The sequence below is a fragment of the Dehalococcoidia bacterium genome (assembly GCA_022449765.1).
Lineage (GTDB): Bacteria > Chloroflexota > Dehalococcoidia > Lucifugimonadales > Australimonadaceae > UBA2963.
In genome coordinates this window covers 1-11,507 of record JAKUPZ010000022.1, presented here as the reverse complement: position 1 = coordinate 11,507, position 11,507 = coordinate 1, and the positions used below count along the sequence as shown (strand labels likewise).

General features: G+C 45.8%; 13 protein-coding genes and 1 tRNA gene. 7 read left to right on the top strand and 7 right to left on the bottom strand.

What is annotated here, in order from left to right:
* From sucC to MK127_07965, 6 genes are all read left to right on the top strand, one after another.
* Positions 1 to 912: ADP-forming succinate--CoA ligase subunit beta (sucC, locus tag MK127_07990; protein MCH2532730.1), on the top strand; the 912-nt coding region annotated here is incomplete at its 5' end.
* A gap of 10 nt (positions 913 to 922) precedes the next feature.
* Complete coding sequence (gene sucD, locus MK127_07985; GenBank protein ID MCH2532729.1) at positions 923 to 1,801, top strand: succinate--CoA ligase subunit alpha; 879 nt, start codon at positions 923 to 925, stop codon at positions 1,799 to 1,801.
* A 19-nt stretch (positions 1,802 to 1,820) separates the two neighbouring features.
* On the top strand, positions 1,821 to 2,666 hold the full coding sequence (gene hisF / locus MK127_07980) for an imidazole glycerol phosphate synthase subunit HisF (protein MCH2532728.1): 846 nt from the start codon (positions 1,821 to 1,823) through the stop codon (positions 2,664 to 2,666).
* A gap of 1 nt (position 2,667) precedes the next feature.
* Positions 2,668 to 3,411 (top strand): HAD family hydrolase, encoded by a 744-nt coding sequence (locus MK127_07975; GenBank protein MCH2532727.1) that lies wholly within the window; start codon positions 2,668 to 2,670, stop codon positions 3,409 to 3,411.
* Between the two features lies 1 nt (position 3,412).
* Entirely contained in the window at positions 3,413 to 4,048 is a 636-nt protein-coding gene (hisIE, locus tag MK127_07970; GenBank protein ID MCH2532726.1) for a bifunctional phosphoribosyl-AMP cyclohydrolase/phosphoribosyl-ATP diphosphatase HisIE, read from the top strand.
* 18 nt (positions 4,049 to 4,066) lie between these two features.
* Positions 4,067 to 5,158: an LLM class flavin-dependent oxidoreductase gene (locus tag MK127_07965; GenBank protein MCH2532725.1), complete on the top strand. Its 1,092-nt coding sequence runs from the start codon at positions 4,067 to 4,069 to the stop codon at positions 5,156 to 5,158.
* Positions 5,159 to 5,163: 5 nt separating this feature from the next.
* Here the strand turns inward: MK127_07965 and MK127_07960 are convergent, their stop codons facing one another.
* The 7 genes from MK127_07960 to MK127_07930 all read right to left on the bottom strand — a co-directional run bounded on the left by MK127_07960 (position 5,164) and on the right by MK127_07930 (position 10,176).
* A complete protein-coding gene (locus MK127_07960) occupies positions 5,164 to 5,769 on the bottom strand; it encodes a maleylpyruvate isomerase N-terminal domain-containing protein (protein ID MCH2532724.1) in 606 nt (201 codons plus the stop codon).
* Between the two features lie 2 nt (positions 5,770 to 5,771).
* The gene (locus MK127_07955; protein ID MCH2532723.1) at positions 5,772 to 7,067 is read right to left on the bottom strand and encodes a Rieske 2Fe-2S domain-containing protein; all 1,296 of its coding nucleotides are present in this window, start codon (positions 7,065 to 7,067) and stop codon (positions 5,772 to 5,774) included.
* 25 nt (positions 7,068 to 7,092) lie between these two features.
* A tRNA-Ser gene (locus MK127_07950) sits at positions 7,093 to 7,182 on the bottom strand.
* A gap of 27 nt (positions 7,183 to 7,209) precedes the next feature.
* A complete protein-coding gene (locus MK127_07945) occupies positions 7,210 to 7,638 on the bottom strand; it encodes a VOC family protein (GenBank protein MCH2532722.1) in 429 nt (142 codons plus the stop codon).
* Between the two features lie 9 nt (positions 7,639 to 7,647).
* Positions 7,648 to 7,860 (bottom strand): hypothetical protein, encoded by a 213-nt coding sequence (locus tag MK127_07940; GenBank protein ID MCH2532721.1) that lies wholly within the window; start codon positions 7,858 to 7,860, stop codon positions 7,648 to 7,650.
* 1 nt (position 7,861) lies between these two features.
* Positions 7,862 to 9,286 carry an amidase family protein gene (locus tag MK127_07935; GenBank protein MCH2532720.1) on the bottom strand — a complete coding sequence of 475 codons (1,425 nt, stop codon included), beginning with the start codon at positions 9,284 to 9,286 and terminating at the stop codon, positions 7,862 to 7,864.
* Positions 9,283 to 10,176 carry an NAD(P)-dependent oxidoreductase gene (locus MK127_07930; protein MCH2532719.1) on the bottom strand — a complete coding sequence of 298 codons (894 nt, stop codon included), beginning with the start codon at positions 10,174 to 10,176 and terminating at the stop codon, positions 9,283 to 9,285. The genes MK127_07935 and MK127_07930 overlap by 4 nt, the downstream gene beginning before the upstream one ends.
* Before the next feature lie 128 nt (positions 10,177 to 10,304).
* Here MK127_07930 and MK127_07925 point away from each other — a divergent pair, with 128 nt between their 5' ends.
* Entirely contained in the window at positions 10,305 to 11,396 is a 1,092-nt protein-coding gene (locus MK127_07925; GenBank protein ID MCH2532718.1) for a Gfo/Idh/MocA family oxidoreductase, read from the top strand.
* Positions 11,397 to 11,507 lie beyond the last annotated feature (111 nt).

Genomic DNA, 11,507 nt, shown 5'->3' with positions numbered 1-11,507 from the left:
TTAGTAACCTTTCAGACAGGACCGCAAGGTGCCCCTATCCACAAAGTTCTTATAGAACAGACCATGGAAATTGCCAGAGAGCTCTATCTAAGCATTACAACAGATGGAGGGCGCAGGCTTCCTGTAATCATAGCCTCTGCTGCTGGAGGCATGGAAATTGAAGAAGTCGCGCAAAACAACCCCGAAGAGGTTTTCACAGAACCTGTGGACCCTGCCGTAGGATTTCAACCGTTTCAAGGTCGTCGCTTAGCTAACCAATTAAACTTACCTGCTGCACAGGTGAGGCCATTTTCATCGCTAGTCGATGCTTGCTATCAGGCATACATGGATCTTGATTGCAGCATGATAGAAATCAATCCGCTTGTATTAACAGGTGATGAAAAATTACTTGCATTAGATGCAAAAGTAAGTATTGATGATGATTCGCTTTTTCGCCATAAATCTGAGTCTGAACTTCGAGATACTTCGCAAGAAGAACCGTTAGAAGTTGAAGCCTCAGAGGCAGGAATTGCTTATGTAAAGCTTGATGGCAATGTGGGATGCATGGTTAATGGTGCAGGCCTAGCAATGGCCACAATGGATACCGTGAAATTCGCTGGAGCAGAGCCTGCTAACTTTCTCGACGTCGGTGGAGGTGCAGCTGAAGAGAAAATTAGCCATGCAATATTACTAATGCTGTCTGATCAGAATGTAGAAAAAGTTCTAGTTAATATATTTGGTGGGATCCTGCGCTGCGATATCGCTGCACGCGGAATTGTCGATGCTTACAGTAAGGCTGACAGGCAACCTCCACTGGTAGTAAGAATGCTTGGCACCAATGTAGATGAGGGAAAGCAAATTCTGAGTGATTCAACTCTTTCAGCAACCATGGTAGACACTCTTGAAGAGGCTGCCGCGGCAATTAAAGGTTAGTGGTGAAATTATGAGTATTTTAGTAGATCAAAACACGAGACTTTTAGTTCAAGGCATTACTGGACGTGAAGGGAGCTTTCACGCTGAACGATGCATGAGCTATGGCACAAATTTGGTAGCAGGTGTTACCCCTGGTAAAGGTGGCGAAAAATTTATGGACTCAGTACCTGTTTTCAACAGCGTGCAAGATGCAGTAGATGAAACCGGTGCAAACGTGGCTCTTATTTTCGTACCTCCTCCATTTGCATCCGATGCAATTTTGGAAGCAGCGGATGCTGAACTACCTTTAGTCGTATGTATAACGGAAGGCGTTCCCGTTAAAGATTCAACAATGGTTATGCGGTATCTAAAAGATAAAAATACAAGGCTTTTAGGACCTAATTGTCCTGGATTAATTACTCCTGGGACAGGTACAAAAATTGGAATTATGCCCGGGAATATACATATGGCGGGAAAGGTAGGGGTAGTATCTCGAAGCGGTACGCTTACCTATGAGGCGGTTGATCAATTAACAAAGTTAGGGATAGGCCAATCTACATGCGTCGGGATTGGAGGAGATCCTGTTTCAGGAACCACATTCTTGGATGTCCTTGATATGTTTAATCAAGACCCGGAGACCGAGGCAATTGTAATGATTGGGGAGATTGGTGGGACTAAGGAACAGGAAGCTGCTGCATTTATTAAGCAAAACATTAAAAAGCCTGTTGCATCCTTGATTGTTGGTCAGACTGCTCCCGCGGGGCGACGAATGGGACACGCAGGTGCTGTTATTACAGGAAAAGCCGCGCTGGCCTCTGAAAAAATGCAGGCTCTTAAAGATGCTGGATGTCATGTGATTGCCACTCCTGCGGAGATTGGCTCCACGGTAAAAGCAATGATTACTGGCTAAGATCAGTTATCCTTTTGTTATGCTTACGAAAAGAATAATCCCCTGCCTAGATGTAACAGGTGGCCGCGTGGTCAAAGGTACCTCCTTTGTTAATTTACGCGACGCTGGTGATCCCGTAGAGCTTGCAAGGTTTTATGATCGAGAAGGCGCGGATGAACTCGTTTTTCTTGATATAACAGCCAGCGCTGATAAACGTGACACGATCATTGATGTTGTTCAGAAAGTGTCAGAACAGGTATTTATCCCTCTTACTGTAGGAGGAGGAGTTCGCTCCCCTAATGATGTTCGTAAATTATTGAATGCAGGGGCTGACAAAGTTTCTATGAACAGCGCAGCCGTACTTAATCCTGACTCGTTCAAGCAAGCGGCTTCCGCTTTTGGCAATCAATGCATGGTTATCGCAATTGATGCTCGCAGATGCGACCGAGAAGACGCGAAAACTGGTGAAAATTTATCTCAACGTGATGGTAACGGTATCGACGCCGATCTAGTTCTCGAAAAAAATTCTGAATGGGAAGTTTACATAAACGGCGGGAGAACCCCTACCGGAATTGATGTTTTAAAGTGGGCTCAATATATGTCCAGTCTTGGTGCGGGCGAGATATTGCTAACCAGTATGGATGAGGATGGCCAGAAAAATGGATTCGATCTTGCTCTTACACGTAAGGTTTCTGATTCGGTTTCGATTCCAGTTATAGCCAGTGGAGGCGCTGGGAACGCACACCATTTGCTTGAGGCGATCACTGAAGGGCATGCCGATGCTGTTCTAGCAGCATCAATTTTCCATTATGGAGAATATTCTATTGAATCTGTGAAAAAACTATTCCTAGAAAATAACGTACCAGCAAGAGTAATTACTAATTAATATGTTAAATCGAAATGAATTCCAATTAATCGTGTTTGATTTTTTCGGCACGCTTGTTAAAAACGAAGCAAGTGAATGGCAACAGACACTTAGCAATATTGCGATTAAGCAGAATTTGCCTGTTGACGGGATGGATTTCTGGGTAGAATTTTCACGGCATGAAGTAAATTTCCGAAAAACGAGAACAAACATGAGAAACCCCGAGCAAAGCCCAGTGTTTCGAACATACTGGGAAGCATGGCGTGACGCATTTGTGGAGACTTTCAAGGCAATGTCGATCTCGGGCGATGCTGATGCGGCGGCAGATTATTCGATCGAACGACTTACTGATCAAGAGCCTTTTCAAGATTCAGATGCCGTGTTGAAGAGCCTAAGCCTAAAGCATGACCTTGCGGTTCTTTCCAATGCAGATGATCGTTTTCTTCACGGTTCGATAAAATATAACAACTGGGATTTCAAGTTCATTGAGTCATCTGAAAGCATGGAAGCATATAAGCCTGATCCTAGAATATTTACACGATTCGAGGGAAAGACAGGTATTGGTGTTTCAAGAATGATTTATATTGGCGATTCCGTTTATGATGATGCCCATGGATCCAAATTGGTGGGGATGACTTCGATACTGATAAAGAGGGACCAGGAAACGCCAGGGAGAACCCCTCCACCTGACTCAGGAGAAATGCTGGAACCTGATTACACAATTACTTCTTTGTCTGAATTACCTATCCTGCTGAATGGAGAATAGTATGAATAATAAGGAAGGTGCAAAAATTTTATTGGACCAACAGGACCTGGTCACGGCAATCTGCCAAGACGATCAGACAGGTGAGGTTTTGATGGTTGCGTATATGAATCCAGAGTCCTTGTCTAAAACTATTGAGTCTGGAGAAATGCACTTTTACAGTCGCTCTCGCAAGGAGATCTGGCACAAAGGGGAGACCTCAGGATCATTTCTCCATGTTTCCTCCATGCAGGTTGATTGTGATGGCGACGTTTTGTTGTTCAAAGTGAAGCCTGATGGTCCCGCATGTCACACGGGAGAGCAATCTTGCTTTTTCACTGAGATAGATCAATCAGTTGTATTTGAGAGGGCTAATCAGGGTCCTGGCATTATTGCAGAACTTTTTCACACTATTCAAAGCCGAAAAAAATCATTGCCAGCTGAAAGCTATACTACCCAGCTATTTGAGCAAGGAACTGCACGTATAGCACAAAAAGTTGCTGAAGAAGGCTCTGAAGTTGCATTGGCTGCAGCGACTAATGATATTGATAATTTGCCCAATGAGGCGGCAGATCTTATGTACCACCTTTTGGTGCTCTTGGCAGATGCTAACCTGTCTCCTGAAGATGTATGGACAGTGCTTCGTGACCGAAGAAGCTAGCTACAACGGAGGTGTGTGATGGCCCAATTAGAGTTTGGCGTTTGGGATCAGATGCAAACGTACGAAGTCTTGAGTGCTCAATCAGCCTCAGATGTGTATGAAACCCATATTCGTCAGGGCCAGTTGATGGAGAAGGCGGGCTTTGGGTATTACTGGTCGCTAGAGCATCAAGGTTCCTATGTTGGGGCAGTCACCTCTCCGCAGATATTTTTAACAGCATTAGCAAGGCATACGGAGCAAATACGCTTAGGCACAATGATCTGGCAACTGCCGTTTCATCACCCCATTAGGCTTGCTCAGGATGTGGCTATGCTTGATCACCTCTCACATGGTCGGGCTGAATTCGGTACGGGGATTGGAGTTCACGAGCATGAATTTATGCGATGGGGCATGAATTTTTACGACAGGCAGGAAATGGGCGAGGAAGCCCTGGATATTATTGAGCTTGCCTGGAAAGGCGACGGAACCGTCACCTATGAGGGTAAATTTTGGCAAATTGATGAGGCAATCGTGCAGCCTTCTCCTTACCAGAAGCCACATCCCCCCATCTGGGCAGCGGTGCATTCCTCACGGGCAATTGAGTTCGCCGCAAAGCGCGGGTACGACATGGCTCAAAATATTGATACCGATGAATCGATGATCAAAAAATTTGCTGAATGGCGAGATTTATGGTCGGGTTACGGACATAAAGGTCCAATGCCTCGGCAATTTTTGATGAGAGTAGTTCATGTGGCAGAGACTGATAAAAAAGCGCATGAGCAGGCTAGGGAATATTTGATGGAAGCCAATTCTTTAGGAAGAGAATTGGTTGCGTCATCAAGATTGGGCTTTGGGTCCAGCCCCCGTGGCACGGGTTCGGAACAAACCGAAGATATCCAGGAGCGAGGTCGAATCTTTCGGGAATGTGCAAAATCCTATGACTTTTGGCTTGAAAACGGATTGGCTCTTGTAGGGTCTCCTGAGACGGTCATAAAACAAATTGCAGAGGGCCGTGAGAAAATTGGTTACGATCACTTTGCTGCGAAATTTCATATAGGCAAAATGCCTCATCCGATGGTGGAAGATTCTATCAAGCTCTTCGGAGAAGAAGTTATCCCGGCGTTTGCCTAAAGCGTCTAACCGATTACGTTAAAAGGTGTATCGCTAATTTCTCGCCCTGTAGAGATTAGAGCTAACTTACTTGCATAAGGAGTATCTACCGCTAGGTCTGCTAGCAGGTATAGAGCCTCCCTCATAGCTTCTTTAGGGGGTTCGTAATTTATTCCCATAGCCTGCGCAAGATCGATTGAATGAACGACTAATTCCAAGATCCTCGTTCGAAGGTAATCTCCAAATTTTATCCCACCATTTACGTACGAAATTACAGTATCTTCAGTAGTGGAATGAACGGTTTCCTGTGTGGCTATCCATGCTTCCTTTAAATGGTTAACAGGATCATCCCCGAGTGCATTTCCAGCATCTACACCACCTGCAGCGACACGTTGATTTGCTCCTTCTGGGCTTAAGGAAATTTGGTAATGAAGTGCTGCAGATTGAACGTCTAAGGATTCGCTTCGTTGAGACCCGAATTCTTTAACTAACTTGATGGAACGACCGGTATGCCCCACAAGATCCCGAAAACTCCATTGATCGAGAGCATTAGAGTCCCATTGGTCTTGTTTTATTTGCTCAATGACTTCGATAAAAGATTCAACTGATTCGATATATGCAGTTTTAATCATTTTTAATTCCTTACAGGCAATGAGAATTCTTCAGAACGCATTCTTGCGGCGAGCGCATCGAGCCCTTTTTCAGACTGAGGGACCATATCTTCAATCGCCCTTGCGTTGTAATACGATTCTCCGACACCCGGAGGTGTGCCACCGTCTTTAATGGTTTCAATTGCCTGAAGTAATAGACGACGAGTTGTAATGATCGCTTTATCGGTTTGCCCCAAATGCTCCTTTGAACGGTTGACGATGGGACCCATTGCTTCCTGTACTGCTCTGTCTTGTGCATTTACATAATCAATGCCAGTAAAATTTTGAGTACGTTGTTTTTCTCTGTCGATGAGCCAGTCATTGCGTCTATTTCCACGAGCGAGAAATGTTTGTTGATCTACTTCCCCTGGCCCGTTTCCATAAACAACTTCTTCTTTTTCGTCTTGAGTTAGAGGCTTATCAAGGCTGTAGAGCCAATTCCAGACCATGGTGGTTTCGTCATCAATTGGAACCCAGTGATGCCCGGCAATTTTAAATTTTGCACCCATACCATCCCCATCAAGCTGATTTGCACGAATCTGCACGTGAGGCATAACGAAACAATAGCCACGAACGAACGTGAGGTCTTTATCAGGGATTTTTCGAGTGTTGGTATAGCGATAGCCGTAGTCAGTTAGCTCGACATCTAATTTCCCAGAAGGCGCAGTAGCTCTGTATCCGCCAAGGCCTGCACCTTTTCCTCCACCAGTGCCTATTTTCCGGTGTAGAAATGATGAATGGACACTGTCGATCCCACCTTCTAACGCTTGGAGCCAATTGCAATCCTGGATCACTTTTGAGACGCCTCGATGGGAATCAGGTTGCGTAGTAAATTCAAATTTTGGCAACGGAGGTACGCAATCCGAAGGACCCATATAAGCCCATATGACTCCACCTAATTCAGTTGTGGGGTAAGAGGTGAGTTTTACTTTGCGTTTAAAGTCGAATTCGGGAGGTTCATTAGGCATGTCCACACATGCACCGGAGACATCGAATTTCCATCCATGGTAGACACATCGGATTCCATTATCTTCATTGCGACCTAGAAAAAGAGATGTTAGGCGATGAGGACACCATTCCGAGATAAGTCCAACCCTTCCCTTTGTGTCGCGAAAGGCTACTAGGTCTTCCCCAAGAATACGGATCCTGATGGGGTCTCCATCAGGGTTTTCGACTTCGCGTGAGAGCATGACAGGTTGCCAGTAACGACGCATCAGATCACCCATGGGTGTACCTGGACCTACCTGTGTAAGTGCTTGATTAGATTCTACTGAAAGCATGAGTACCCCCAGTTTAAAAATTGAGTGGCGGAGGGAAAGGGATTCGAACCCTTGATAGAGTTGCCCCTATATTGGTTTTCAAGACCAACGCAATCGTCCACTCTGCCATCCCTCCGTGGATATCCAATTGTACAACAGGAAATTATAACGCGGAGAGTTCCTCTAAATCAGGTTCAGGCATGCCTTCATGCCAAGTAGGATCGCGGAGTTCAAGACGGTTTCCACTGGGGTCAAAGAAATAGAGTTCACGCCCTGTAAAATGTCCCTTAGCTCGATAAACGAGGCTGTCGATTTTGACGCCTTTTTCCTTAAAAACCTTGCATGCCTGATCGAGGATCTCAGGAGTTACTGTAAAACTGTGATGTACTCCTGGAGGAGATCCTCCAGCAGGAGATTTTTGTGCACAGAGCAAAATATTATTTCCGTCTGTGCTGTAACAGGACATAGTGTTATTCCCCAAGCGCCCCTCAGATTTGAGCCCTAAAATCCCACCGTAGAATTCCTCTGCTTCATCTAAGTTATCCACCGGAATTGACCAGTGCGTGACTCCTTGAATTTCTAATAGCCCCATGATTCCTCCTTAAGCTCTACGTTGCCATCCTGCAATAATTAAGGCGAGTCCTGGTAATCCGAATATGCCAATCGAAACAACTGCGACTATTGTTTGAAGTCGCTGAGGATCGGATATCAGACCTTCATCTGCGACATTATCAGCCCACCCCAGGAGGATGATACCTACCCAGATAGTTACGGTAATCCATGCTATTCCACCGAGAATCAAAATCCGCCACATGTTAATGCCTCACAATTGGGTCAATCGGGATATGTTTATTTTGCCCGTATGCCTGCTCAAAAAAAGAAGCCGCCGAAAGTAGAAGTGCCTCGTCACCCCGAGGAGCCATTAATTGTAATCCCACGGGCAGTCCTTCTGAAGTAAACCCGCAGGGTACAGAGATTGAAGGACATGCAGTGAGCGTCAATGCAAAGGACATAACGAGCCAGCTAACATAAGTATCAAATGTCTGCCCTCCTGCCTCAGTGACGTATCGCTGATCCACATCAAACGGAGGTACTACAACTGCGGGGCAGGCAAGTAAGTCATATTGCTTGAAGAAATCCAGGGTCCTGAGGTACATAGCTCCGCGTCCTAGTTCAGCTTCATTAATTTCCTCCGCAGATAGGTCCAAGCCTTTTTCGATGTTCCAGATAACCTCAGGCTTTAGGAGTTCTCGATTATTGTCCAGGTGCTTCTTGTAGCTGGCTGCAAACTGGGCTGCTCTTAATGTTTGGAAAATGTCTTCTGCGTCACTTAAATCTGGATGTGCTTCAGAGATTACAGAGCCTGCAGATTCAAAAATTCGCATAGAGCTGGCGCATATATCTCGTACTTCCTGATCTACTGGTGCAATGCCTAAATCATGTGAGTACCCTATTTTTGCAGGGGCAATAGGATTATCGGCCGCTTTAATGTAAGGAATATCAGGAGCAGCAAAGCTAATAGGATCAATAGGATTCTGACCTGCCTGTGTGTCAAGGAAGAGCGCTACGTCTCCGACTGTTCTGCCCATAGGTCCTTCAACTGAAAGGCTTGCGAAGGGGAGATCTTTTGGTCCGTGAGGTACACGGCCGGGTGTTGGTCGGAGTCCCACTACCGAGCAAAAGCTTGCCGGGATACGCAAACTTCCACCTAAGTCACTGCCAGTAGCAAGCCATACTTGTCCTGTGGCTAATGAAACGGCTGCTCCTCCAGAGGAGCCACCGCAAGTTTTGCGCGTGTCCCAGGGGTTGCGCGTTTTGCCAAAAACTTCATTAAAAGTGTTAGCTCCTGCACCAAATTCAGGGGTATTGGATTTCGCTAAGACAATCCCACCCTTGGCTTCGATATTTTCGACTAAGTAATCAGATTGATCAGGTATGTGATTGGCGTAAATAGGTGAACCCTTGGTGGATAGAACTCCTTTGACGTCTTTAAGATCTTTGACTGCGATTGGGAGACCGTAGAGATAGCCAGGAGGAATGTCACCAGGGACACCAGATTCCATGAGGGCTTTTGCATGGGTCTTTGCTCGTTCAATTGCGAGTGTTGGCAATGCATTTACTGACCCATTTGTTTCAGCAATCCTTTCAAGAGCAGCGTCAATCATCTCCAGAGGAGATACTTCTTTTTGCTTGAGTTTTTGAATAGCTTCCCGGGCTGTTAGTGTTACCAAATCATTCATTCACGGACCTCTATTCCTGCACGTTCTTCTGCAAGCATGAATGTTGAGAGATTATCTTTGGCTCCCCAGCCTCTGGACATTCCTTCTTCAATAACTAATTTTGCTTTTTCGGCCATTTCCAGCGGGGCATCCATTTCTTCTGCAAGTTCCAGGGCTAAGCTAACGTCCTTATGCGAAAGTCCCAATGCAAAGCGAACATTGTCGAAGTCTCCTTTGAATACTAATTCTGGAATGTGGTGTGTTAGGAGTACTTGCTTACCAAAAGCTGCTTCTCGAAGGACCTTAAGCATATTGCTTGGTGAAACCCCGGCCTTTACAGCCAGTACCATTCCTTCTTGCACTGCTATTCGCGCTGCAAAAGAAGTTGCGTTATGTACCAGCTTTGCAATTGTTCCGGAACCGATATCGCCTACATAGGTAACGCCACTTCCTATTACTTCAAGAATAGGTTTAACTCTTTCGAAAATAGACTCATTGCCACCGACCATGATTGCAAGGGTTCCAGCCTCTGCACCTACCGGCCCTCCACTAACTGGTGCATCGAGCATTTCGGCACCTGACTCATGTATTTTTTTTGCAATCCTGCGTACAACGGAAGGGGAATTCGTAGACGAATCTATGTAAATGGCGCCTTCGTGGATTCCTTGCAGGATACCTTCTGGTCCAGTGGCGACTGCTTCAATTTCTTTGGGACCTGGTAGGGAAGTGAAGATTACTTCCGTCTGAGAAGCTAGCTCCATTGGCGACTCTGCCCATGATGCACCCATTTCTCGGTGCGCTGTTGCTGATTCTGGATTGATGTCATGGACAGTGAGCGAGTGTCCTGCCTTGATTAAATTAAGTGCCATTGGGCCACCCATATTTCCAAGGCCGATAAACCCTATTTTCATAGTGATACCTCTTAGGTTTGAAACCAATATGGTCAGTCTAGGCATGCATTTGTACTTGGTCAACGAGTCATGTCTAGATGGAGACGAATGGATGTAGTATTACTGCGTATAGTCGTAAGGGGGGTTTAATGAATGATGTAGTGAAGGTAGGGATAATAGGGGGAAACATTGCAGGTTGGGCTGGACGTGCGCATATGCCCGCATTTGCTGCCGGAATTCCTGGAGTTGAATTAGTTGCAGTTTCAACCACAAGGATGGAGTCTGCTCAGGAGGCGGCTACAAAATTTGGTGCACGTTATGCCTACGACAATCACCATGATCTATTAGCTAATCCGGAGGTCGACGTCGCAGCGGTTTCAGTGAAGTTACCGCTGCATTATGAGCTTACGAAAGACATTATTGCTGCAGGCAAACATGTTTATACAGAATGGCCTTTGGGAACAACAACTGCGCAGGCACAGGAAATGACAGATCTGGCTCATGCGGCTGGTATACGTACCTGTATTGGCTTGCAATCACGAAGATCAGCTGAATATTTGGAAATACGTCGGGTAATAGACTCAGGGGCTATTGGCGATCTCCTATCTGTGAATTTAATCCAGTGTGCAACAGGCGCGTCATCTCGACCTTCGGATCGTATATGGATGAGAGATAAAGAAGCTCGAGCCAATACGCTTAGCATTACATTTGGACATGCTATTGATGGTTTAATTTCAATGGTTGGCCCTATGAAAACAGCATCTTCAGTAGTTAGCACTCAGACGAAGCAATGGACAGCATCTGATACGCAGGAAGCATTTGATGTAGATTCGCCTGACACAATCCTGGTGAACGGGTTTTTACAAAATGGTGCCGTTTATTCCGCTCACATCGCTTCGGTCGCTGCTCTTGGAACAGGGCATCATCTTCAGATTCACGGAAGCAAGGGAACGATCACGTTGGATGCTCCAGGTTCCACGCATTCAGGATCAGGGATATTACGCATCGCGACGAGCGGCGATACTGAACTTCGAGAAGTAATGGCTCCGCAGGATGAATGGATTACAGCCGCTAACTTAAGTGGTGCTCCTGTTAATATAGGAAAACTTTGGGCTGCCTATGCGGAAGCTATCTTGAATAACACTGAATTCCACCCGAATTTCGAGGATGCAGTGCAGCATCACAAATTGGTCGATGCGATCCAAGCTGGCTCAGATAATGGGATTGTGCAATCGATATAAGGATGTCTAGATAACGACTAATGACAAATCGTGATCAGGGATTGGCGAGAGTTAAGGCGCTACGGAACATACTCGCTCTAGAAATAGATAATGGGTACCAAGATAAGGCAG

Coding starts and splice junctions, on each gene's coding strand:
- hisIE (MCH2532726.1), top strand. CDS start 3,413: ATGAATAATAAGGAAGGTGCAAAAATTTTATTGGACCAACAGGACCTG.
- sucD (MCH2532729.1), top strand. CDS start 923: ATGAGTATTTTAGTAGATCAAAACACGAGACTTTTAGTTCAAGGCATT.
- MK127_07965 (MCH2532725.1), top strand. CDS start 4,067: ATGGCCCAATTAGAGTTTGGCGTTTGGGATCAGATGCAAACGTACGAA.
- MK127_07960 (MCH2532724.1), bottom strand. CDS start 5,769: ATGATTAAAACTGCATATATCGAATCAGTTGAATCTTTTATCGAAGTC.
- MK127_07975 (MCH2532727.1), top strand. CDS start 2,668: ATGTTAAATCGAAATGAATTCCAATTAATCGTGTTTGATTTTTTCGGC.
- MK127_07955 (MCH2532723.1), bottom strand. CDS start 7,067: ATGCTTTCAGTAGAATCTAATCAAGCACTTACACAGGTAGGTCCAGGT.
- MK127_07940 (MCH2532721.1), bottom strand. CDS start 7,860: ATGTGGCGGATTTTGATTCTCGGTGGAATAGCATGGATTACCGTAACT.
- MK127_07935 (MCH2532720.1), bottom strand. CDS start 9,286: ATGAATGATTTGGTAACACTAACAGCCCGGGAAGCTATTCAAAAACTC.
- MK127_07925 (MCH2532718.1), top strand. CDS start 10,305: ATGAATGATGTAGTGAAGGTAGGGATAATAGGGGGAAACATTGCAGGT.
- MK127_07930 (MCH2532719.1), bottom strand. CDS start 10,176: ATGAAAATAGGGTTTATCGGCCTTGGAAATATGGGTGGCCCAATGGCA.
- MK127_07945 (MCH2532722.1), bottom strand. CDS start 7,638: ATGGGGCTATTAGAAATTCAAGGAGTCACGCACTGGTCAATTCCGGTG.
- hisF (MCH2532728.1), top strand. CDS start 1,821: ATGCTTACGAAAAGAATAATCCCCTGCCTAGATGTAACAGGTGGCCGC.